The sequence below is a fragment of the Providencia sp. PROV114 genome, assembly GCF_032704305.1.
Lineage (GTDB): Bacteria > Pseudomonadota > Gammaproteobacteria > Enterobacterales > Enterobacteriaceae > Providencia > Providencia rettgeri.
The window spans coordinates 3,692,096-3,714,304 of the sequence record NZ_CP120528.1 but is presented as its reverse complement, the minus strand read 5'-3'; the positions used below and the strand labels follow the sequence as shown (position 1 = coordinate 3,714,304).

Genomic DNA, 22,209 nt, shown 5'->3' with positions numbered 1-22,209 from the left:
TATTTATTAAATACAGCCATCACTCAGGTTTATTTTATTAAGCCTGTGGTTGTTTATATAACAAGTGAATTTATTTAAACTAAGTATATTTCTCTAAGTTGCTTAATATCATTATTTGTGAATTTAAGCTCATTTTTAATATAGTTTTCTACAGAGCCGGATATTTCTTCCATCGTATTAAATACCTCTATAATAAATGATTCTTGAGTATCAATCAGTGAAAGTAAATAATCCAGTACATTTTTGTCTTGAGTTATTTTCCGATATCCTGCCATTTTAATTTCGTTACGTTCAAGCCGGTTAAAATGGGTGAGCATATAGTCCTGCACAATGGTTTCTTTCGGAACACCTAACATGGAAAGTACCAGTAATGCGCCATAACCGGTTCGATCTTTTCCGCCGCGGCAATGCTGAATATTTGGGGCATTATGACTATCTAATAAGACTTCTATCATTTGCTTAAAGGCGGATTTTGACTTATCACTCACTACAAATTGGCGATATTGTTCTAATATTTGTAACCCATCGCCGTTAATCATCTCTTTCGGAATATGCTGGATAACACTTTCGATTAACGCTTTATCTTCATTATCTGGTGATGCGGCAAATTGTGCTGCTAATTCAGCAGTTTGAGCCGTTGCATCAAGATGGTAGGTTTTCTTTTCACCAACATGGCAATTGGGCGATTTATTAATTTCATTTTGAGTACGATAATCGATAATGCTGTTAATCCCTAGATGGGAAATATAATTTACCGCTTGTTCATTCAAATTAAATAGATGGTTGGAACGGTATAACATTCCCCATTTCACCTGTTTTCCGTCTGTTGTGGTATAACCCCCAAAATCACGGAAGTTATTTAATCCCTCAATAGGTAATGTTCTTTCAGCGAATAATTTACGTCCATTGGCATTTTGTAAAATAAAATAGATGCGTTGTTTAGCATTTAATGGGTCTTGAACTGTAATGGTATTCTCTAATTTATCTGTAATGAAATTCTCAGGATAAACCTGAGTATCAGGTTTATCCGTCCAATATAATGCCAGAGGAGAGGATGGAATTTCACTAAACTTTATTTCGAGTGTTGATTCATTCACTCTGTTGACTTCGATTTCCATATATTTCCCTTTATCATCCTAAAATTCCGAACACGGAACAAACAACACCTAAAACCATAATGGCAACAATGAGTGCAACGGTATGTTTTCCTTGAAATTTACGAACAAGGAAGAAAATACCGAGTGCAAAGAGAAGGGTGAGTAAGTTAGGTATTACCTTGTCAAACATCTCTTGTACTTTGATAGATTGTTCACCGACGGCGATGGTTAGCGGAGTGGAAAGCTTGACGGTCGTCGCTATCAAGGAACCTAGGACCATGACCCCGACAACGTTCGCTATATTAGTAATTCGCTGAATAATATTTGATTTTTTCGATTGCTCGATTAAATCAACGCCTTTGTTATAGCCATAATGAATAAAGAAATATTTGGTACCGATATTGACGATATTAAACAGAATAAACATTAATATAGGGCCGATAATATTACCTTGCAGCGCAAATGCGGCTCCGATGCTGCCGCAAATGGGCAGCCATGTAAATTTTAATAAGCTATCACCAAGACCTGCAAATGGCCCCATCAAACCAGCTTTTACAGAAATGACTGCCTCTTTTTCTTCTTCTGTTGTTTTTTCTTCTAATGCTGCGGTGACACCGAGAATTAATGCACCTGCGTTAATTTGTGTATTAAAAAACTCGAAGTGGCGTTGCATGGCTTTAATACGTGTTTCTTGATCTGCTTTTTCATAAAGTTTATCGAGAACGGGTACCATACAATGAGCAAAACCAATTGTTTGCAGTTTTTCGTAGTTGTATGAGAATGACATGGTTTGAATTCGCCAAAACATACCATTAAGCTCTTTTTTCGTGAGTTTTTTATTTTCAGAGGTGGTTATTTCACTCATAGGTCATACTCCTCTTCTTCATTTTTATGGGAAGTTGGTGCTGTTTTTTCTTCTGGTGTTTGGCGCAAGCTGTTGGCAAATGCCATGTCATAAAGCACAGCAAATGCCAGAGCGATAAAAGTAATTGGGATAATTGGTAGTTTTAAATAGGTTGTGAGCATAAAACCGAGCAGAAAGAAAAACCACATTCTGCCTTTAAGTAACATGAGTAACAGAATACAGATACCGACAGCAGGGATTAGTTTAGATGCGACACCCATACCGGTAAGAATACTTTCAGGTACGGCATTTAATATGCTATTGACTAAGTCACTACCAAAATAAACCGCAATAAAGCAGGGAATGGCACGAATAAAAAACCACAGTGGCGTCGAGAAATAATGCACTTTTGTTAGGCCACTGTAGTTGCCATCAAGAATGGATTTACTGGCCCAGACATTTAAAAAACTAGCAAAAGAACGCCAGATAATCAGTAATTGCTGACATAGAATAGAGACTGGTACGGCAAGGGCGATACCCGCTGCAATTCCGCCATTGGAAGCAATACCGAGCGCAACTCCAATAATTGAACCGGCGATAATATCGGGTGCAGAATAAGCACCAACATTACCAATTCCCATCCACATTAATTCTAATGTGGCGCTAATGGCTAACCCTTGCACCATATCGCCCATGATAATACCGGCCACAGTACCGGTGAGTAATGGGCGTCTTAGCATTTGCGGACCGACATCATCCAATGAGCAAATACCTGCCCAAATCGCAATTAAAATGGCCTCTACCAACATAATAGGCTCCTCACTTATTGAGTGAAAATAAGTATGATTAGATGAATTAATTGAGTAATGTTTTTAATTCAACAATGGGATCTTTAGGAACCATTTGAATTTCAACAGTAACGTTATTGTTGATGAGCGACCTAAAGGCTTGTTCTTCATCCGGTGTCACAGCAACCGCACGAGATAAATTACGACGGCCTTCTTGCATGCGCATTCCGCCGACATTCAGTTTTTCCAATTTTAAGCCACTTTCGACGAGCCTATTCACATCAATACTGTTAGTAAACAGCAACATAGTACGACGTTTAATTTCTGCTTTTTTTAAGACTTCAATGAATTTATCGACACCAAAAACGACGACTTTTAGATCTGGTGGCGCCGCCATAGTAAGAACGGATTGTTGAACGGTGTCATTGGCAACTTTGTCGTTGACGATAATCACCTGCTCAATATCAAAATTTTTAACCCAAGTAGTAATAACTTGGCCGTGGATAAGTCTGTCATCAATTCGGGCAACATTAATTGGCATGGGATTCTCCTAAAGTTCGCTATCGTTTTGTGCTAATGGTTTAAGTTGTTCACCGACATTAATGCAACTATCAGGGAATACATCATTAATGACTTGATGAAGTTCATGTAAAGGAAGGTCTCGGTTGCTGAGTATTTCGAGAAAAGTCGGAACGTTGATTCCGCAGTACAGCACGACATCATTTTGAGTAATAACGAGCTCACTGGCTAAATTGCAAGGAGAACCGCCTAATAAATCGACCAAAATTAAAACGCCATTGCCTTTATTAACATGCTGATATGTTTCAAATAAATGTTTTTTTACCTCATTAATATTGCTTTCTCTTTGAATCGAAATCACGCTGATATCTTCTTGCGAGCCGATCAGCATTTCAGCACATTCCAGTAATCCTTGTGCAAAAGGCCCATGGCTAGCCAGTATGATAGGTATTTGAGAGCTCATTTTTTCCCCTTGTATTTATCTTTTTTATTTTAGTAATAAAATTACTTTTATATATTTATTTTAAAGTAACAATATCACAAAAAATAGGAATGAAAAGAGGGAGCTCCCTAGAAAGGGTCATTTTTGTGAGCAAGATCGAAGTGGCTACTCAGAGCCACATAGTCGATATTAAGAAGGAGAAAGCTGATCAGTTATTGCTATTTAGACGAGTAAAGCGTTCCGCACGAGTGTTAATTTGTTTTTGAATTCTTTCATCATACTGTTTGATAAATAAGTTAGTAATCAACATATTAATTACAGTGAGTTGGGATATTTTTGAGCGAATGGGGATGATCCTTGAAATATTTTCAGTCGATATTGTATGCAAGATAGTCTCAGCTAAGGTTGATACTGAACTTTGTCCCATTTTTGTGATAGCAATGGTCGGAACTTTCAATTCTCTGGCAAGAGTGAGTAGCTTGATACATTCGTGGTTTTCACCGGAATGAGATATGACAATGACAAGATCGTTCTGATCTAACGTATTCACGATACTAAATTGAATGCTGTAATCAAGGTGACAATTAACATCTTTTTTTATTTTAATTAATTGATATTCAAATTCTTTTGCAACTAATCCACTACTACCAGCACCATAAATTACAATTTTTTTACTCTTGCTAATTAACTCATTTGCTTGCTTAAAGGCATTTAAATTAACCAAAGCACAAGTTTCTTCTATGGATGATTTTTCAATCAGTCCTACTTTGTGATTAACTGTTTCCATCGAGTCATTAATATCAATATCTTCTTGTAATAGGGTGCCGTAAGATTTGTGATTAATCGATGAAATTAAATCAATTTTTAGGTCACTAAAACCTTGGTAGCCTAACTTATGACACAGGCGCAAAATAGTGGTGGTACTGACCTTATTTTCTTGGGCAAGGGATTGAATGCTAATACTTTGCATGTTTTTCTTATTAGCAATAATGTACTCAGCGACTTGTTTTTCTTTGGTGGAAAGGCTGTCTCTGGCCTCTCTAAGTTTTAGGTCTATCATTATTTATCCTGCTAATAAATTAAAATTTGCCATCAAGAAACGGATCCTACCATATCCTAAAAATAGGGAAATGGTGACTTTTCTTTATTGGGTTCATGTCACGATAAATGAATTTATGGCTCAGGATAGAAAGTCAGGTCTGTAGGGAAAATTAATAAATATAAGTAGTTAGTTATATCCCTATTGCTTAACGATGGCCTGAGCAATAGGGAATAGTTTGTTTTTAAAGTGTGACGCCCATTTTGAAAATTGCTAATTCACGAAAGTCATTGATTTCATTTTTGGTGTGCTCACCATTAACGGTTTTCACAACAAGCTGAATGAAGTCATCTAATAACTGATCCATAGATTTTCCTGTTAATAGGGCGCCCGCATTGAAGTCAATCCAATGGGGTTTTTTGGAGGCTAACTCATTATTAGTCGCAATTTTCATGGTGGGAACAAAGCCACCGTATGGTGTACCTCGACCGGTGGTAAATAACACCATATGACAGCCTGCTGCACCTAAGGCACTGGTCGCAATGGCATCATTACCCGGTGCACTTAACAAGTTGAACCCTGGGGTTGTCAGGCGCTCTCCGTATTTTAAAACATCCATTACTTGGCTAGTGCCTGCTTTTTGTGTGCAGCCGAGGGATTTTTCTTCGAGTGTCGAAATACCGCCTGCTTTATTCCCTGGAGATGGGTTTTCATAAATTGGCTGGTCATGGGCAATAAAATATTGTTTGAAGTCATTGATCATATTGACCGTTTTCTCAAACGTCGGTTCATCATGGCAGTGGTTCATTAGAATTTGTTCCGCGCCAAACATTTCAGGGACTTCCGTTAACACCGTGGTTCCGTTATGGCTGACTAAAAAATCAGAAAAACAGCCCAACAGTGGGTTAGCGGTGATGCCTGAAAGCCCATCAGATCCACCACATTCAAGGCCAAATTTCACTTCACTCAGTTTGCCTGCTTCACGTTTGTCCTGCTGTACGAATTGATAAAGCGTATTAAGGTGCTCGACACCGGCTTCAATTTCATCATCTAATTGTTGGCATACCATGAATTTTACACGTTCATCATCATAGTCACCTAATGTTTCTTTAAAGGCGGCTACTTGATTGTTTTCACAGCCTAAACCAATGACTAGAACACCACCTGCGTTAGGGTGCTTAACCATATCTTGTAAAATAGTACGCGTTGTTAAATGGTCATCACCGAGCTGGGAACATCCTAAAGTATGGTTATACAGATAAACGCCATCAATATCAGAAGCACCATGATGTTGTTTATTAAAGCGCTCGATCATTTTTCTAGCGAGTGCATTCACGCAGCCAACGGTTGGGATCACCCAAATTTCATTGCGGATCGCGACATCACCGTTTGCTCGACGATAGATTTGCACATCTGGATCCGGCCGTGTAGCGGTAATTATGTTGTGTTCAGGGTGGTATTCATATTCATTTAAGGCACTTAAATTAGTCGCTGTATTATGTGTATGAATATGCTCACCAACGGTTATTTTCGTTGTTGCGTGGCCGATAGGCGCGCCATACTTCATGACATTTTCACCCGCTTCAATCGTATCTAGGGCAATTTTATGGCCGCGACCGATGTCCTGCTTTAATGTCACGGATTGGCCATCAACGCTGACAGTATCACCCGAGAGTCTATCGATTAAGGTAATGGCGACATTGTCATTCGGATGTATTTTTATTATATCTTTTATCATATTGCATTCTCTGGGTTGAAAATCGGATTCAGTGCGATCGGCCACTTAGTGTCGATTTTTGGGTTGTCTAAATTTCAAACATTATACGATCCGGTTTATAACTTTTAAAGGTGTTATACCAATTTATTGTGATTTATTTATGGGAGCACTTCTATTTCACCCATCACCATAAAATTTCGTTATACTGTGAGGCATTAGTGGCCAATGAGTCGGGTTGTTATATGAAAGGAGAAAATAATGAGCTCACAAGAGAGTGAACCGCGCCTATACCAACAAGTTGCGGCTTTGGTCAAAGAACGCATCGAAAATGATGAATACCCAATTGGCACTAAATTGCCTGCAGAACGGTTACTTGCTGATGAAATGAAGGTGAGCCGTACGGTGATCCGCGAAGCTATCATTATGTTAGAAGTGGAAGGATATGTGGATGTACGCAAAGGATCTGGCATACACGTCATCAGTAATCGGTCTAATAACTCAGTCAATACAGAAACCGGATTAGAATTTAGTCGTTGTGGGCCATTTGAGCTATTACAAGCAAGGCAACTGATTGAAAGCCACATCGCCGAATTTGCCGCAAGCCAAGCCACGAAAGAAGATATTTTAAAATTGGTTGATATTCAAAAGCATGCTCGTAAAGAGGATCGTTTTCGCGACTCAACATGGGATCTTGCCTTTCACATGCAAATTGCCGCGTCGACCCATAACAGTGCGATGGTGGTAATTGTTGAGCAAATGTGGAGCCAACGCTTACGTAATCCTTACTGGCTCAAGCTTCATGAGCACATTGATAACCGTTCGATTGAGAGCTGGTGTGATGAGCACGACCAAATTTTACAGGCGTTAGCGCGTCGAGACCCGAAAGGGGCGCGGCAAGCCATGTGGCAACATTTGGAAAATACCAAAAAAATGTTGTTCAATGCGACCAGTGATGACTTTGAATTCACTATGGATCGCTACTTCTTCGCAGATAGCCCAACGATGGATGATAACAGCTAGTTATTCTTCATCATCCTCAGAGATCTGCTTCAGCGCGGGGAGATTAACTAAAATAATTTTCCCGTATTTTGCATCAATCCAACCGAGTTTTTCCCATGCAACTAAACGCTTATTGATAGTTTGCCGTGTGGTATTAATGATGGTCGCCAAGTCATCTTGTGTCAGGTATAGGCTCAATTGAATCCCCTTTTCATGAGGTTCACCATAACCTTCCGCTAAGCTCAATAAGCGCTTGGCCAGCCGGGCGGAAACAGACAATAAGGCGCTGTCATTGATAATGGTAAAGGCGTTACGAATCACTTTGCAGAGCAAAATATTCAGAAATTGGTAAAAAACGGGGTGCTTTTCCAAGATCATGGCTAAATCTTTCGGTGATATAGTCAGTAAAATGGTTGGGCTGATTGCTTTAGCATCATGGGTGCGCGCTGACTTATCTAGCATGGCAATTTCGCCAAACCAATTGCCAGGTGAAAGATAGCGAAATACACATTCACGGCCATCTGAGGATATCGAACTCACTTTTACTGAGCCTTGAATCACCGCATATAAACCACGTGCAGGGTCACCTTGATAGTGGACCATTTCACCATCAGGATAGAAGCGTAATGTGGCGCATGTCATTAAGATGGAAATTAAATAATCGGGTAAGTTACTAAACCAACTATTTGTTTTTAATATTTCAAGAATATTTTCATGCGTTAGAACTAATTGACTGTTTTGTACCGCAATGTTCATCTGAATGCTCCCTGCATGATTAGCTAACTTTATCATGACATTTGGTAGGGTTATGTTCAATCATGAACCGCCGTAATATTCGAGTAAACCTCACAAATAAGAAATAGAGTAATAGAAAACCCGAGCCATTTATTGCGGCTCGGGAGGGATTCAAAAGATCATTAATTAATCTTCAAATCGTTTTTCAATACCTAATCTTCTTAATGTCAGAATCAACAGACCACCGATAAAGGCGACTAAAGCGATAAAATAGAGCCCTGCACGGGCAGACTCAAAGGTGGTTTCTGCCCACACTCTTAAGTTTGGTGCCACAAAGCCACCTAAGTTACCCACAGAGTTAATCAGGGCGATTCCTGATGCCGCAGCGGTACCGCCTAAGTATGCAGATGGGAAGCTCCAATACAGAGGTTGCATGGCTAAGTGGCCTGCTGCTGCGACACATAACGCAATAATGGCAATAACTGGAATGCTATCGAATAAACCAGAAACAGCGATCCCAGCAGCCCCTAACATAAAGGTAATGGCAGCAACTTTACGGCGTTCTTTTAGACGTTCTGAAATACGAGGAACGTAGTAAACTGCAATGGCTGCACACAGTGGTGGTATGGCGGTGACAAAGCCTACTAGTATGCCGACTTTACTGCCTAATAATGTACCAATTTGGGTTGGTAAGAAGAAATAAATACCGTAACCACAGACTTGAACGGTAAACCAAATCAGACACAGGTAGAGAACACGCATATCTAATAATGCTCTCAGGGCACCTTTCGGGCTATGACCTGCTTTGGCGTCTTCTTCCAAAGCTAATTTAGCGGAAAGTGCATTTTTTTCCTCAGCCGTCAGCCATTTGGCTTTTTCTGGGCGGTCATCAAGGTAAAAGAATACCCAAATCCCGACAATAGATGCCAATAAGCCTTCTACGACAAACATTAACTGCCAGCCGTATAAACCGAAGGCAAATGAAGTTCCTTCTAGTGACAGGAGTGAGCCTGATAATGGGCCCCCAATGATAAATGCCAGTGGTGCACCAAATAAGAAGTAGCCTGTCACCCGTGCCCGGATATTTTGTGGGAACCAGAAGGTTAAATACAAAATAACCCCCGGAAAGAAGCCAGCTTCACTGACACCAAGCAAGAAGCGCAGCACAATAAAGGTGGTTTCATCATGGGCAAACATCATGGCGGCAGAGACTAGCCCCCATGTGACCATAATGCGCGATAGCCATACTCGAGCACCAATGCGGTACAGTAGAATATTACTTGGCACTTCAAACAGTGCGTAGCCGATAAAAAAGATCCCTGCGCCAAATGCGTATGCAGCGTCACTTAACCCAGTCGTTAACTGAAACTCTTGTTTTGCGAAACCAATATTAGAACGGTCTAAATAAGCCAATATGAACATTAATACCACCATTGGTATTATTTTTCGTATTGCTTTGCTGGTAGCCGATGATAAATGATCCGTATTGGTGGACATGGTTCACCCCAGTTTTTTGTAAGATAGTAATGTTATCTATTCATTTTTATTATGTGTTTAGCCCGCCGCTGAATAACCAGCAGAGTAGAGTATAGAGCTAAAATACTCGCCATACTTCAAGTTGCAGTGTTGTTGACCGCGTCATGAATTATTTAGAGTGTAAATAAGTAATTTAAAATGAATAATTCTTGTTATTAATTTCCCTTTTTCATGTTGTTAGAAATGAAATATTGAAAAAGGGAATGATCATTATTTCACGTTAAATTTAGCTAATGCTTCAGGTTTTAACGTTGTACCTGCCCCAGGCGCGGTTGGTGTGGTATAAACACCATCAATAACTTCGACCGGGTCAACAAAGCAGTCCAGTGTCCAAGGAATGAATTCTAGTAAAGAGCAGGCTGGATGCGCCATGACCAGATGCAATTGTGCCTGCATCATATCGCCATGGTGTGGTGTCACCGGTAAATTAAAGGCCATACCTAAATCAGCAATTTCCCATACTGCTGTTAAACCACCACAGCGTGTGGCGTCAGGTTGTAAGTAATCAACGGCACCTGCCAAGACAAATTCCTTAAACGAATCATTGTGATAAAGTAATTCACCTAATGCGATAGGTGTGTCCATATAAGCGGCAAGTTGTTTATGGCTGGCGACATCATCATGCCACAACGGCTCTTCAAACCACTTAATATTAAAATCATTTAAACGGTGGCCATATTGCTTGGCTATACTGATATCCCACTTACCATTCGCATCTACCATTAAGTCGATATCATCGCCAATTGCGTGGCGAACCGCTTCAATACGTTGTAGATCTTCGCGTGGGTCTGGTTTGCCAATCTTCATTTTTATTGCTTTGAAGCCTTCTTCGAAGATCATTTTTTTACAATCATCGACTAAGTCTTCTTGGCTACGCACTAACCAACCGCAGTCGGTGTTATAGGCGTTAACTTTATTGTGTTTTGAACCGCCAAACAGTTGCCATAACGGCTGATCTGCGGCTTTAGCTTTGAGATCCCAAAGGGCGATGTCGATGGCAGAAATTGCCATTTGCATTAAACCACCGCGACCAACCCAAATATTGGTTGAGCTGCGAGTGAGTTTTCGATGCAAATAACGTACTTCTGTTGGGTCTTCACCGAGTAACATTGGACCGAAAACATCTTCAATAATGGTGGTGATTAACCGGTCGGTAGTGATATCGGCGTGTGTTCCGGTGTGGCCATAGCCGACTAACCCACATTCTGTTTTGATCATGACACCCGGCATTCCCCAATGGGTAATACTGTGAGTTGAGTCACCAATTAGGTCATTAGTGACAGGTACGTGCATGATAAAAGTACTAATTTCTTTTATTTTCATTGTTGTTCCCAGGTGTTGTAAGGTGGTTGAATGCCAATCTAGCAGTGGGAAATGGATTAAACTGTCAAATGATTTACAGATTGTGCCTTGATGGCGCCTTTTACTGATAAATATGAGCTAGATCTCTTTATTTTGTATGATAGATCACGATGGAATATCTAAATTGGTATAACAACTTAAGGGGTTAAGATAACAACCATACATTTTAAGTATTATTTTTCGTGATAATAATGAGAGTGGGACAATAAAAATTTTTATTGGGGTATGGGGTTCAATCTAGAGTAGGTTTAGAATAATTGCGGAAACCCAGCGTTATAGCGGATGAAAAATGTCTAAACGATTACTTTTATTACTGTGTATTTTATTTACGAATTATCTCTCTCAATCTATGGCTTCTGAAATCGTCAATGATACAGATGATTGGCAGTTGGCAGACATCCCCCCCAAGCTAATTCAAACAAAACAGCCTGAAATTATTTTTGCGATGATTGCTGGAGAAATGCGCGCTGTCGCAGAACTGAACGCAGAACACGGGTTTTACGCTTATTCTCCCTCAGGGGATTATTGTGCTATGCAGTTTGGCAATGACTACGCATTTGTGAAAACGATATCATTTTCTAACAAAAAGCCACGCTATGTACCTGAAGTAGATAGGCTAAATGACTTACAAAATCCCATTTATGATTATTTAGTCACACACCAAAAAACAGCGGTATACAACTCAACTCAAAGTAATCGTAAGCAAATAGCCTCTTTATGGGAAAACCTGCGTTATCCTGTGTTAGCGCGAATGATTAAAACGGATAAAACAGGTGAAAAAACGGCATGGTTAACCATTCGTATTGGGGATAGGCTAGGCTATGTGCGTTTAGATGATGTTTCGTTGGATAAAGGCATTCCGATTTTAACTTATCACCATATTCTCAAAGACAATGAAAATAAGCATTTTCGTGAAACATCTACCACGACATCGGTGGAAGCATTTCGCGAACAAATGAATTATTTAAAACAAGCGGGCTACCAAACCCTTTCGCTTGCTGATGTGGAAGATTATTTAAATAAATCTGCAAATCTACCGGGTAAGGCTGTTGTGTTGACATTTGACGACGGTTTAAAGTCAGTTTATCGCTATGCATTACCGATTTTAAGGCATAACCGCCAGCAAGCAACGCTGTTTATTATTTCTTCCCGGATTAAAACGCAGCCACAAAAATGGTCAGCGGATGGCTTACAATTTATGAGTAAGCAAGAAATTAAAGATAGCCGAGACGTTTTTAACATCCAATCTCATACTCACTTTTTGCATCGTTTAGATAACCATAACTCACCAATTTTATTTAGCCGGAAAGAACATACCATTATGTTGGACTTTAAACGGTCGATGAAAATTTTGAGTCGCTTCGAACCGGAACAACGCTATTTAGCCTATCCTTTTGGTGGATATAACTCCGCAGCGATGGACGCGGGGGGGAAAGCTGGCTTACATTTAGCACTGACAACCATTCAAGGAAAAGTCAAATTAGGGGATAACCCATTTGCCCTCAAACGTTTGTATGCTTTTCGGACTGACCCATTAGAGAAATTTGCTCAGATGGTTGGAAATAGTGAAAAAAGCGTAATAAATCAAAATATTATTATCGATAGATAATCAATATAGCGAAGTAAGCACTGGGGTGTTTGGCTCAGTGCTCATCCGCTTGCTTACCCTTTCCCATTTCTTTTAAAAACTTCTGTTGGTAAATAAACAATTCTTTCGCGCTAATACAATGATAATCCATCGAAAACTGCTTGGCAGTTTGCTCAATGATTTTAGCAAGGGCAGGGTAATGGCGGTGGTTCCAATTGGGAAATAAATGGTGTGTAAGATGTAAGTTTAATCCACCTAACCAATAAGTTAACCAACGAGGTGTAGTTTGCCAATCATAAGTGGTTGAAAAAGTGTGAGTATAAAAACCATGCGGCATATTGCCTTCTTTGGGGGGCGTATAAAAAGTCGCTTTCGCCCAATGGGTGCCAAGTATCAATACAACAAATATAAGAGAGGCTAACATTTGGCTAAATAAGTAAGTGAGTAGCAAGATCGCTAAACTGATATCAGTGATAACAAAAGCGGGTATGACTATCGCCACAATCAAATGCAGTAACTTAGCCAATAAAAATGCTCCAATACCACGACGGCCTTGATGGCGCATATGAGGGGCGACGCGCGTCAAATGAAATCTATCCATCCAATCAAAGAACCAAATGAGTGCAGGGAAAGTCATTGCGGCAATTAATGGCCAATACAGATGCTGAGCTCGCATAAACGGGTACCAGCGCTGATAAGGCGTTTGCCGTAAGACAAAATTTTCTTCGATATCTAAATCATAATGGCGAATATTGGTGTGAGCGTGGTGAAAAATAATATGCCTGACGCGCCAGCATTCAGGATCTAAGCCCAACGGAATAGTGACCCAAAAATTGAGCCAATAGTTGGCTTTGGCCTGCTTGAAAATTGCATTATGGGAAGCATCGTGAACGAGATTAATGGCTAATAATAATGCGAAACAGATAAACAGAGGGTAAAAAATAAAAAATGCCCAAGACGTGTTAGCGCATAATGCTATGCCGTAACTGCCTAGGCAGCACAAAATTAAAACTAGACTTTTTAAATAAAAACGTAAGTCAGCGAACCGATGATCAGCACGCTGTTGTAAATAGTGTTTAGCGGCCATGTTCAATGCTTTTTGGAACGCTTGGTCATGGCGGTGTTGGTAGCCTAGTGGCCTTAGCGGCTCAGGGAACATCTCGCACCTGTATGGGTTTTCGGCCTATACCAAGTAACATTAACAAACTATGCAGCCATAGTGCACTGGTAAAAATAACCCAAAACGGGGTTGTCCATTGCCAAATAAATAAAATACAAATTAGTAGCAAGCAAGCGATGAAAAACCAGCTCATCAGGCCAATTTTACGTCCATCTGAAATACCCGATAGAGCTACGGTACCTAAGGCTAATAAGATAAATAAAACCACTTGCTGTTGGGTTGTACCTTGATAACCATAACCATAAATATAGACGTAACCAATAACCAAGCTAAATAGGAGAAGTGTTCCCATTACTAATGCGATTTGGTTTACGCGAAATAATGGTGCGGGTTTTGCTTTGGGTTGGCTACGGCGTTTAATGATACGCCAAAAAGGTAAGTTGCTGTCAATAAACGGGTTTTCAGAAGCGGGAGCGCCTTTGATACCAAAATGGTGTTCAGTTTCAGGTAACTTGGAAAATGTGCCAAACAGTTTGTCCCAAAAAATAAAACTGCCCCCGAAATTACGATTGGAATAATGCCCTTCTTTCACATGGTGAACTCTATGGTGCTGTGGCGTTACCATAAATTTCTCCAACCAACCCAAACGCGGGATCAGCGCACTGTGGTTAAAGAATTGAATAGTATAGTGCAATATTGAAACGGTGATAAACACCTCTAAGGGAATCCCCATTAGTGCCAGTAGCATAAAGAATGGGATTGATGTCAGTGATGAATACCACGAATTACGCACTCCTAATGATAGGTTATAGTGCTCCCCTTGGTGATGAACCACATGAACGGCCCATAGAACACGGTAGGTATGGTGCAAGCGGTGTAGCCAGTAAAAACCAAAGTCCCAAGCAAAAATCGCAAACACCCACACCAGTGCGGTTGGCCAGTTTTCAACGAGGTTGAATGAGTAGTGGGTCACGACAAAGCCGTAACAAAAAATTTCTAACCCTCTAAATAACCACAACATAATATGGCCAGAGTTCAGGTTGAACACCAATTCTTGCCAGCTAACGGTTCCTTTTTGCGTTTTGGCGATCACTAAACCTTCTGCGACCACGACCGCTAACATGAAAACAATCGGAAAGGTTAATTCATTCATCAGTGTTTCTCTTTAAGACAAATTTCGCTGTGTGAACAATCAGTAATGCACCACAAGCGGTGAGTGCACCAGTAACCACATCAATAACTAAATGGCGCTTTAGCACCAATACCGAGGTACAAATAGCAATCGCCCAAATAACGGCTAAAACCGTGCGAAATTTTTGTTGTGTTGACCATAATGCATTGAGCACGATGAGAGTCAATGAGACATGTAGAGAAGGTAATAAATTTTGTGGGCTATCAATATTAATCAAAGCAGACAAAGCCTGCCCAGATAAGGCCAATAAATCGTAGTCGTGGTACAGCATAGTCGTGGGGTACCACAAATAGACCGCCCCAGAAACCAGCGCACAGAGCTGCATGGCATACATGAGTGAGTAAGCTTTTTTTAGAGGGCTGAGAAAATACCCAAGTGGGATAAACAGAAAAAAGGAGAGATAAAGCCAGATGGCATCGGGTGAAAATGGGACGGCATTATCCAGCTCACTGGGTGATAAAACATGAGCTTGCCCAGTCACTTGCCCGGTATATTGATAAACAATGCCAACGGTTCCCCAACCGAGTAGGCAATAGATAAAGCGAGTGAATAATTCTCTGCTATTCATTTCGCTTCCTTACGGGTTATACGTCGCTTTTTAACGGAGAGTGTTTGTGTAATAGTGGCAGTGGATAATTGCCAATCTAATTGAGAAATATCAACATGTTGGTTTGTAAAATAGCGTGTTAGCTGTTGCTGGCAGAGAGATAGCTCTGTAGGAGAACATTCAGCCTGTAAATATAATGCGTTGCCTTGCTGGGTTAAGCGAAAGTCAGCAGTAACAGGCAAGTGATTCACAATCACCCGCGCACAGGGATCTGCAAAAATAGTCACCATTTTGCCGTTATAGCCCGGAAGTTGAAGCAAATCATCACAGCGACCCTCAATACGTTCAATCGCCATTTCAGGAGAGCCACAAGGGCAAGGTGTATTTTTCACCACTAAAACATCATCGAGTTGATAACGTATGATAGGCTGTGTTTTGCGCGTAAAGTCCGTGATAATGGGTGAAAAACGGTCATTATCAAGCCAATTAGGCTCAATATGCACAAAAGCTTCATTTAAATGCATAGTACCATGAGAACAAGTGCAGCCTAAAAACCCTTCCGTTGCTTGGTAGACTTCCCCTACATGGGAAAAACAACCCTGTAATTTTTGTTTGTCATGGGGTTCTAGTACTTCAGCGACGGAAATTACTTTTTGTACATTTAATTGAATTTTCTGCTGGTTGATGGCGTCAGCAATCGTACATAACACTTGGGCTGGCGCAACGATAATCGAAGGCTGATATTGTTCAAGAGCGCTAAGTTGCAGATCAAAATCCGCGAAAAGGTCATAAAACCGCAGTGAAATCCAACGGTTATTGACACTTTCATACAGGTTATTATTGGCGCGTAAAAACAGAGCAACACGCTCACCATTAAACAGGCCTTGGGGTAACATTTTAGCTAACATACTGCCAGACCAGACATTTTGTTCTTCTGGGCTGACAACGAAAAGGCCTCGACGGCCCGAAGTTCCAGAGGATAGCCCGACACTGTAGCGCCCCACTTTAGGGGCAAAATCCCGAGATTGTTCACTTTTTTGCGCACATTCTAGAAGTGTTTGGCTTAACAGCCCGGCGGTATTCATCTCATCAAAATTATCCATCATGATTTGTTTATTCATTATGGGGAAATTAGATAATGGCTGATTGATATACCGCTGAAAATAGGGGCTTTTCGCTAATACTTTGTGTTTAAAATGCGCTAAACGTTTTTGTTGATAAGCTTCCAGTTCACCACGGTTACGAAACGTCAAATGACGAGCTCGCCAGTAATGCCAAAGCATCGAGAGGATCACAATAAATCCCCTTCGTGGCACAGTTGGATAACCACATTGCGCTTATCAATTTCATGTAATTTATTCAGTGTTTCATAATAAGCCTGCTTATCATCCATAATAATATTGGCAATTGCCATGGGGCCACGCAATTCGCGGTAATTAGTGGGTGACCAAGCAGCATCACCTGCGAGCAATATCCAGCCTGAGTCAGTTAGTACACACAAACCAATATGCCCTGCGGCATGCCCAGGGAGCGGCACAATCAATAACGTCTTCTGCTGATTAACTGCATAGCCTTCGCCTAAAATTTGCAATTCATTTGGTAGCGCCACCTTGGGGAAACCTTCATAAAATACAGTGCGTTGTTCGAAGTCATCTGGTAATAGTCCACTGACAAAGGCATTTTTCAATGCAGCAAACCCAGTCAAAGGGCGTGTTTTAGCCCAGCCATCTCCTGAACAAATAATGGGGATATTAGGGAAGTCACGTAGCCCCGCGATATGGTCACCATGGAAATGAGATAAAATCACACCATTGATATCATTAGGTTTTAGGCCATCATTAGCCAATTGATTGACAAGGGCATCTTTGCTTTCGAAATACACTGGAGTGACTGCTCGATATAGCCGCATAATGCCATGGCGCGTATGATCATAAAAATGAGTGGCATACCCGGTATCAAACAGCCAACGCTGGTGTTCATCCTCTATCAGCCATGCCCTTGCTGGAAATTTACAAGATTTAAAACTGGCGCCTTTTAACGCGACACAGCCCGGATGTGTGCAATAACCCACTTCATATTGATGAATAGTTAGCATGGGTTCTCCTGTTTTTTCAGCCATTTTGCGGTCAAATGAACACCTTGTTGCATACTATATAAAGGATAGTAGCCCAGCTCTTGCTGTGCCTTTTGGTTATCTAATGTCATGGTGAAATAGGCTGCACCGAGGCTATAGCGTGTGAGTAATGGCTCTTTTCCCGTTAAACGGCCAATGACTTCTAATAGACTGGCAATAGCATACAGCAAAGGGTAAGGGGCTGAACGAATTTCGCACTCTAAATTAAGTTCATTAAACAATTGATTTAATGTCTTTTTTAGTGCTTGTGGCTGTTGGTTGGTAATATTGTAAATGGCTCCGTTAGGGAGTGTTTCTTTGAACGTCGCCAGCTGCATGCTGTGAACCACATTTCCCACATAGGTGAGGTCAAAATGGTTATTTCCCCCATTAGGTAACACCAGTTTTCCCTTGCGTGATTTTATTTGGGTGAGCAAACGCGGTAGCAAAACACGATCATGAGGACCAAATAAGCCACGAGGGCGCAAAATAGTATAACGAGTTGCCGGAAATTGACTAACGCATTGCTCGATCATGGTTTCGGCTAAATACTTTGTTCTGGCATATTGGTTAGCGAAATGTTTATTAACCGTGGACTCATGAATATTTTGCTGGTGGGTGAAATTAAAATAAATGGCAGGGGTGGAAATATGGATAAAGCGTGAGATTTTTGCTTCCCCTGCTGCGATAGCCAATATTTGAGTGGCGTGAACATTTGTTTTTTCAAAATCTTGGCGTGTTCCCCAAGGCGAAGAAAGGGCGGCGCAATGCCAAATAGCATCACAACCCGCCATGAGCATTTTCGCTTCTTCAACGGTGAGTTCAGCTAATTCAACAGCAATAAATGTTGCACCTAATTGACTTAGTTGTTCTCCTGCTTGTTGGTTTCGCCCACAAGCGACCACATCAATGCCTCTTTCAAGTAAGTACTCACTAGCATTGCGTCCCAGGCCACTTGTTGCGCCTGTTACCAATATTTTCATGGCACTAATACCATGGCGCACAGCGCTAACCCAGCAGCAGTACCGATTAACATGGCACTGGGTTTTTCATAGAAACGTTCTGTAATAATGGCTTCATGTAATGCAGAAGGGATGGAGGCCGCAACCTGATTCCCTCGATGTTTATAGATATCGACTAATTGCTCCGTTGTTACCCCGACACGTTGGCGCATATGCTCTAAAGAAAGGTGACTCGCTTGGTGTGGGATCACGGTACCAATTTGCTTAAGCTGTAAACCCGATTCACTGAAAACCTGTTGCATAAAATCTTCAATCAAAGAAGACGCGAGGCGAAACAATTTTTTCCCTTGCATGTGGAACAGGAAGTCATCATCGGTCATACCCGAGCGCGGATTGCATCTTGTACCACCTGCGCGAATTTCACAAAAATCAATGCCTGCAGTATGTGTGGTGTGGGTATAAGAAATAATTCCGCTATTTCCATCTCCTTTTTCCACGACAACACAAGCAGCACCGTCCCCAAAAATCAGTGATGACTCTTTATCCCGCCAGTCAATACCGCGCGAGGCGATATCCGCAGAAACAATCACAATGCGTTGATAAGCGCTGGTGGCTAATAGCCCCGCTGCAATCTGTAACGCAGTGATAAAGCTGATACAACTTGAATTGACATCAAAGCAGGCAATTCCTTGGTTTAAATTCGATTGCTCAAGGATATGCGCTGCTGAACACGGTAGCGCTTGCACTGGGATAGCAGAGGCATTAATCAACATATCAATACTGTTTGGTGGGATATGGTTCGCCTGCAATGCATTTTGAATCGCCTGGGCGGCTAAAAGGGCTTGTGAATCGGTATGACTTGCATGGAAGCGATATTCGATACCTGAATGCTTTTCGACAAACCCTTTTGATTTATTTAACTTTTCATCCAACATGGACGAGAGAATTTTATGCTCAGGAAGTGCCACACCAGAAGCGATAATTTTAAGGGGAGTTATTGACTGGTTACCAGACATATCAATATGTGCCTATCTTACGATGATAATGATAATAAATATCAGAGTTCAAATGTTTAATATATAGGAATTACGGAGTTATTCTGATTCACTCTCTCTTGAGAATGCTCCATAAACTTCATCAATTAATTCATGGATGGTGTTTTGCCATAATTTAGGTAATGAAGCCTGCCATACCACATCAATCCGCCATTGGGCATGTTCACAATGTTGAATCGGAATAAAACGTATGTCTTTTGAGCTGATATTTTTTGCACTATAGGGTAAGAGGCTCACACCAACCTCAGCGGCGACGAGTGCAATTAATGTTTGAATATCATTTGCTTCCTGAGAAGGCGTAATTAATAAGCTTTCATATTTTAGGTAGCGCTGAATTTGTTGATGAAGCTTTGAGCCACGTTCTGCGCGTAACAATAATAAAGGAAAATGAGTTAGATATTCCTTAACTGATAATCGAGACGCCGATTTTTGTGCGACGGCTAAAGCAAGTACTTCAAATTTTAATGCTTTGCTCACTAAGCTATCTGTGTTTTTAAATGCAAATTGGCGAGTAAAAGCAATATGCAATTCATGAGTTTGTAGCTGTTTCTCCATTTCGTGAGAAGGCATGTCATCCAGCTGAATTGGAATATCAGGGAGTTTTTCACGCAGCCGTGCAACAAATAAGGACGCTTCGTGAAATGTTGATATGCCAAATCCGACAGTTAGTTTTACAGGAGGTTGTTCTCGAAGTATTGCGGATTGACGTAAAAGCTCAGTAGTGTGAGCAAGCACTTGCTGTGCATAGGGAAATAGTATTTTACCGTGTGGAGTCAATACAGCGCCATGACGTCCACGCTCAAACAGAGTCATCTCTAATTGTTTTTCAAGTAATTGAATTTGTTTCGTTAAGGCTGGCTGGCTAATATATAAACGTGATGAAGCTTCGCGATAATTTTTTGTTTCTGCAAGAACGATAAATGCGCGGAGTAGTCGAGTATCCATGATGGTTAGCCAGTTCCTAATAGTAGAAGACGCCATAGTATTTGTATTATGAATGCTATGGCGTGTCATTGACTTTAGCTATTATGGCTTTTCTTTATGATAAGGGGAATTCTGCTCCGCAAAGCGAACACTACGAATATCGGTTTCATAGCCCAGAGTTTCAGTCATAATGCGGTATAATTCAGGTCTTCTACCTGTAAGCCAACGCCGCCCATTCGAGGTTGGAAGCAAACTAAGGTCAAGATCTGCAATGACCACATCATCCTCAACCAATAAACTCTCTTTGACAATTCGGCCATAGGGGTCTATCACCATTGCATTACCTGTGCGAATTTCATCATCATCTAGGCCAACGCCATTACTAAACAGATAAAAAACGCCATTATCGTGAGCTCTTGAAGGTAACCAGCGCATTAGCCATCCTCGCCCATTTTCACCTTGGCATGCCTCCAATAGTGCTTGGGGGTTCTGTTTTCTATTTTCCCAGAGACTAAGGTTGAGTGGTTTCATTCCATAAGGGCTACTCGAATGAGTTCCACCGGTTTGGTGGGGAGCAAGAATAATATCTGCGCCAAGTAGTGCGTTTATGCGTGGGTTTTCAATTAAGTTATTATCCCAACAAATTAAAATACCAACTTTTACCCCCCATGGTGTATCGAATACCGTGTAACTATCTCCACTATGAATGGTTGGGTGCTCAAACGCATGCAATTTACGGTGAGCATGGTATTGTCCATTTGGCATGCAAGCGACCCAAGTATTGTAGCATTTGCCATCTAACCCTTTTTCAATCAATCCAACACCAATAATCATGTCTAATTCAATCGCACGCTGGCGGATCAATGCTAATGATGGGCTATCGTGCAAGGTTTCACTCAATGCATAAACGGCGTCATCTGGTAGCTTCGGCACGTGCCAATAACCAGTGATACACATTTCAGGTAACACCAGTATTTTCACTTTTTGTTGTGCAGCTTGAGTAATAAAGTCATGGATACGTTCTAAATTATAGGGTTTGTCGCTAGGGCGGTGTTGGAACTGTACAGTTGCAACACGAAGCTGTGATTGTGTTGGCATCATTTTGATCTCCTTGGTTTAAGGAGATCAAACCATGTTGTTCAAACAAAAAATAATGAGTTATTTTCTTATTCAATAACGGTTAGTTATTGAATAAAGCTTTAAGAACACTTAAAAATAGTTTTTTTATACGTAAATTAACGTAAAAAGATGGATTTGCATTATATTATACGAAATAAAACCTCACATTAAGCGTGATATTCTTATATTATCTACTTTATTTAAAGAGTGATTGGTTAATTATTCCTCAATAAATACTCTTATTTAGTGAATTAGGTATGCAAGTAGTCCTTATTCTCCGAATTAAAAGCATAAATTTAACCTAAGCTATATGAGCAAAATACAATATTCATATGCCTCCTTCTTGTCGTTTTGACTATTTTCTTGGGAAAAGGCGAGGTAAAACACTTGTTTTACTCGTTTTATTATGCCTGAAGCTATAATTATTATGTTTTATTTTTGTTATATTTCATTTTTATCCTATAAGTTTGCAATATACTTTTGTGATTTGTTACAATTGGAAATAAATGTA

Annotated in this window: 21 protein-coding genes; 2 read left to right on the top strand and 19 right to left on the bottom strand. The window is 40.7% G+C overall.

The window, feature by feature from the left end; all coding sequences use genetic code 11:
• Positions 1 to 74 precede the first annotated feature (74 nt).
• From P3L37_RS16695 to P3L37_RS16665, 7 genes are all read right to left on the bottom strand, one after another.
• On the bottom strand, positions 75 to 1,118 hold the full coding sequence (locus P3L37_RS16695) for a tyrosine-protein phosphatase (RefSeq protein ID WP_109912665.1): 1,044 nt from the start codon (positions 1,116 to 1,118) through the stop codon (positions 75 to 77).
• A 13-nt stretch (positions 1,119 to 1,131) separates the two neighbouring features.
• Positions 1,132 to 1,962, bottom strand: coding sequence for a PTS system mannose/fructose/sorbose family transporter subunit IID (locus P3L37_RS16690; RefSeq protein ID WP_004907883.1), 831 nt, complete (start codon positions 1,960 to 1,962; stop codon positions 1,132 to 1,134).
• Positions 1,959 to 2,750 carry a PTS mannose/fructose/sorbose/N-acetylgalactosamine transporter subunit IIC gene (locus tag P3L37_RS16685; protein ID WP_004907885.1) on the bottom strand — a complete coding sequence of 264 codons (792 nt, stop codon included), beginning with the start codon at positions 2,748 to 2,750 and terminating at the stop codon, positions 1,959 to 1,961. The genes P3L37_RS16690 and P3L37_RS16685 overlap by 4 nt, the downstream gene beginning before the upstream one ends.
• A gap of 46 nt (positions 2,751 to 2,796) precedes the next feature.
• The gene (locus P3L37_RS16680; protein ID WP_109912664.1) at positions 2,797 to 3,270 is read right to left on the bottom strand and encodes a PTS system mannose/fructose/N-acetylgalactosamine-transporter subunit IIB; all 474 of its coding nucleotides are present in this window, start codon (positions 3,268 to 3,270) and stop codon (positions 2,797 to 2,799) included.
• 9 nt (positions 3,271 to 3,279) lie between these two features.
• Positions 3,280 to 3,711 (bottom strand): PTS sugar transporter subunit IIA, encoded by a 432-nt coding sequence (locus P3L37_RS16675; RefSeq protein ID WP_109912663.1) that lies wholly within the window; start codon positions 3,709 to 3,711, stop codon positions 3,280 to 3,282.
• 187 nt (positions 3,712 to 3,898) lie between these two features.
• Positions 3,899 to 4,750, bottom strand: a complete 852-nt coding sequence (locus tag P3L37_RS16670; RefSeq protein ID WP_109912662.1) for a MurR/RpiR family transcriptional regulator — start codon at positions 4,748 to 4,750, stop codon at positions 3,899 to 3,901.
• 223 nt (positions 4,751 to 4,973) lie between these two features.
• Positions 4,974 to 6,467: a UxaA family hydrolase gene (locus tag P3L37_RS16665; protein WP_222959946.1), complete on the bottom strand. Its 1,494-nt coding sequence runs from the start codon at positions 6,465 to 6,467 to the stop codon at positions 4,974 to 4,976.
• Between the two features lie 237 nt (positions 6,468 to 6,704).
• Here P3L37_RS16665 and exuR point away from each other — a divergent pair, with 237 nt between their 5' ends.
• Positions 6,705 to 7,466 carry a transcriptional regulator ExuR gene (gene exuR / locus P3L37_RS16660; RefSeq protein WP_004907894.1) on the top strand — a complete coding sequence of 254 codons (762 nt, stop codon included), beginning with the start codon at positions 6,705 to 6,707 and terminating at the stop codon, positions 7,464 to 7,466.
• Here the strand turns inward: exuR and P3L37_RS16655 are convergent, their stop codons facing one another.
• The 3 genes from P3L37_RS16655 to P3L37_RS16645 form a co-directional block, all read right to left on the bottom strand.
• Positions 7,467 to 8,201 carry a Crp/Fnr family transcriptional regulator gene (locus P3L37_RS16655; RefSeq protein ID WP_227024198.1) on the bottom strand — a complete coding sequence of 245 codons (735 nt, stop codon included), beginning with the start codon at positions 8,199 to 8,201 and terminating at the stop codon, positions 7,467 to 7,469.
• A gap of 165 nt (positions 8,202 to 8,366) precedes the next feature.
• Positions 8,367 to 9,677: an MFS transporter gene (locus tag P3L37_RS16650; protein ID WP_042851501.1), complete on the bottom strand. Its 1,311-nt coding sequence runs from the start codon at positions 9,675 to 9,677 to the stop codon at positions 8,367 to 8,369.
• A gap of 249 nt (positions 9,678 to 9,926) precedes the next feature.
• Positions 9,927 to 11,039 (bottom strand): mandelate racemase/muconate lactonizing enzyme family protein, encoded by a 1,113-nt coding sequence (locus P3L37_RS16645; RefSeq protein WP_004907900.1) that lies wholly within the window; start codon positions 11,037 to 11,039, stop codon positions 9,927 to 9,929.
• 328 nt (positions 11,040 to 11,367) lie between these two features.
• Between P3L37_RS16645 and P3L37_RS16640 the strand changes: the two genes are divergently transcribed.
• Positions 11,368 to 12,687, top strand: a complete 1,320-nt coding sequence (locus tag P3L37_RS16640; protein WP_004907902.1) for a polysaccharide deacetylase family protein — start codon at positions 11,368 to 11,370, stop codon at positions 12,685 to 12,687.
• A gap of 34 nt (positions 12,688 to 12,721) precedes the next feature.
• On the opposite strand, the gene P3L37_RS16635 is transcribed toward P3L37_RS16640, so the two are convergent.
• The 9 genes from P3L37_RS16635 to P3L37_RS16595 form a co-directional block, all read right to left on the bottom strand.
• Positions 12,722 to 13,825, bottom strand: a complete 1,104-nt coding sequence (locus tag P3L37_RS16635) for a fatty acid desaturase family protein (RefSeq protein WP_110731644.1) — start codon at positions 13,823 to 13,825, stop codon at positions 12,722 to 12,724.
• Positions 13,815 to 14,939: a sterol desaturase family protein gene (locus P3L37_RS16630; protein ID WP_109912659.1), complete on the bottom strand. Its 1,125-nt coding sequence runs from the start codon at positions 14,937 to 14,939 to the stop codon at positions 13,815 to 13,817. The genes P3L37_RS16635 and P3L37_RS16630 overlap by 11 nt, the downstream gene beginning before the upstream one ends.
• A complete protein-coding gene (locus tag P3L37_RS16625) occupies positions 14,932 to 15,546 on the bottom strand; it encodes a phosphatase PAP2 family protein (protein WP_110731645.1) in 615 nt (204 codons plus the stop codon). Before P3L37_RS16625 ends, P3L37_RS16630 begins: the two co-directional genes overlap by 8 nt.
• Entirely contained in the window at positions 15,543 to 16,823 is a 1,281-nt protein-coding gene (locus P3L37_RS16620; RefSeq protein ID WP_204163275.1) for a F390 synthetase-related protein, read from the bottom strand. Before P3L37_RS16620 ends, P3L37_RS16625 begins: the two co-directional genes overlap by 4 nt.
• Positions 16,817 to 17,620: an MBL fold metallo-hydrolase gene (locus tag P3L37_RS16615; protein WP_004907913.1), complete on the bottom strand. Its 804-nt coding sequence runs from the start codon at positions 17,618 to 17,620 to the stop codon at positions 16,817 to 16,819. The genes P3L37_RS16620 and P3L37_RS16615 overlap by 7 nt, the downstream gene beginning before the upstream one ends.
• Positions 17,614 to 18,621, bottom strand: coding sequence for an NAD-dependent epimerase/dehydratase family protein (locus P3L37_RS16610; protein WP_109912655.1), 1,008 nt, complete (start codon positions 18,619 to 18,621; stop codon positions 17,614 to 17,616). The genes P3L37_RS16615 and P3L37_RS16610 overlap by 7 nt, the downstream gene beginning before the upstream one ends.
• Positions 18,618 to 19,616: a 3-oxoacyl-[acyl-carrier-protein] synthase III C-terminal domain-containing protein gene (locus P3L37_RS16605; protein ID WP_004907922.1), complete on the bottom strand. Its 999-nt coding sequence runs from the start codon at positions 19,614 to 19,616 to the stop codon at positions 18,618 to 18,620. Before P3L37_RS16605 ends, P3L37_RS16610 begins: the two co-directional genes overlap by 4 nt.
• A gap of 78 nt (positions 19,617 to 19,694) precedes the next feature.
• Positions 19,695 to 20,600, bottom strand: a complete 906-nt coding sequence (locus P3L37_RS16600; RefSeq protein WP_109912654.1) for a LysR family transcriptional regulator — start codon at positions 20,598 to 20,600, stop codon at positions 19,695 to 19,697.
• Positions 20,601 to 20,681: 81 nt separating this feature from the next.
• Positions 20,682 to 21,677, bottom strand: coding sequence for a nitrilase family protein (locus P3L37_RS16595; RefSeq protein WP_042851748.1), 996 nt, complete (start codon positions 21,675 to 21,677; stop codon positions 20,682 to 20,684).
• Positions 21,678 to 22,209: the final 532 nt, after the last annotated feature.

Excerpts from the sequence above, each read along its gene's own strand:
- P3L37_RS16695 (WP_109912665.1), bottom strand. The coding sequence starts at position 1,118 with ATGGAAATCGAAGTCAACAGAGTGAATGAATCAACACTCGAAATAAAG.
- P3L37_RS16690 (WP_004907883.1), bottom strand. The coding sequence starts at position 1,962 with ATGAGTGAAATAACCACCTCTGAAAATAAAAAACTCACGAAAAAAGAG.
- P3L37_RS16685 (WP_004907885.1), bottom strand. The coding sequence starts at position 2,750 with ATGTTGGTAGAGGCCATTTTAATTGCGATTTGGGCAGGTATTTGCTCA.
- P3L37_RS16680 (WP_109912664.1), bottom strand. The coding sequence starts at position 3,270 with ATGCCAATTAATGTTGCCCGAATTGATGACAGACTTATCCACGGCCAA.
- P3L37_RS16675 (WP_109912663.1), bottom strand. The coding sequence starts at position 3,711 with ATGAGCTCTCAAATACCTATCATACTGGCTAGCCATGGGCCTTTTGCA.
- P3L37_RS16670 (WP_109912662.1), bottom strand. The coding sequence starts at position 4,750 with ATGATAGACCTAAAACTTAGAGAGGCCAGAGACAGCCTTTCCACCAAA.
- P3L37_RS16665 (WP_222959946.1), bottom strand. The coding sequence starts at position 6,467 with ATGATAAAAGATATAATAAAAATACATCCGAATGACAATGTCGCCATT.
- exuR (WP_004907894.1), top strand. The coding sequence starts at position 6,705 with ATGAGCTCACAAGAGAGTGAACCGCGCCTATACCAACAAGTTGCGGCT.
- P3L37_RS16655 (WP_227024198.1), bottom strand. The coding sequence starts at position 8,201 with ATGAACATTGCGGTACAAAACAGTCAATTAGTTCTAACGCATGAAAAT.
- P3L37_RS16650 (WP_042851501.1), bottom strand. The coding sequence starts at position 9,677 with ATGTCCACCAATACGGATCATTTATCATCGGCTACCAGCAAAGCAATA.
- P3L37_RS16645 (WP_004907900.1), bottom strand. The coding sequence starts at position 11,039 with ATGAAAATAAAAGAAATTAGTACTTTTATCATGCACGTACCTGTCACT.
- P3L37_RS16640 (WP_004907902.1), top strand. The coding sequence starts at position 11,368 with ATGTCTAAACGATTACTTTTATTACTGTGTATTTTATTTACGAATTAT.
- P3L37_RS16635 (WP_110731644.1), bottom strand. The coding sequence starts at position 13,825 with ATGTTCCCTGAGCCGCTAAGGCCACTAGGCTACCAACACCGCCATGAC.
- P3L37_RS16630 (WP_109912659.1), bottom strand. The coding sequence starts at position 14,939 with ATGAATGAATTAACCTTTCCGATTGTTTTCATGTTAGCGGTCGTGGTC.
- P3L37_RS16625 (WP_110731645.1), bottom strand. The coding sequence starts at position 15,546 with ATGAATAGCAGAGAATTATTCACTCGCTTTATCTATTGCCTACTCGGT.
- P3L37_RS16615 (WP_004907913.1), bottom strand. The coding sequence starts at position 17,620 with ATGCTAACTATTCATCAATATGAAGTGGGTTATTGCACACATCCGGGC.
- P3L37_RS16610 (WP_109912655.1), bottom strand. The coding sequence starts at position 18,621 with ATGAAAATATTGGTAACAGGCGCAACAAGTGGCCTGGGACGCAATGCT.
- P3L37_RS16605 (WP_004907922.1), bottom strand. The coding sequence starts at position 19,616 with ATGTCTGGTAACCAGTCAATAACTCCCCTTAAAATTATCGCTTCTGGT.
- P3L37_RS16600 (WP_109912654.1), bottom strand. The coding sequence starts at position 20,600 with ATGGATACTCGACTACTCCGCGCATTTATCGTTCTTGCAGAAACAAAA.
- P3L37_RS16595 (WP_042851748.1), bottom strand. The coding sequence starts at position 21,677 with ATGCCAACACAATCACAGCTTCGTGTTGCAACTGTACAGTTCCAACAC.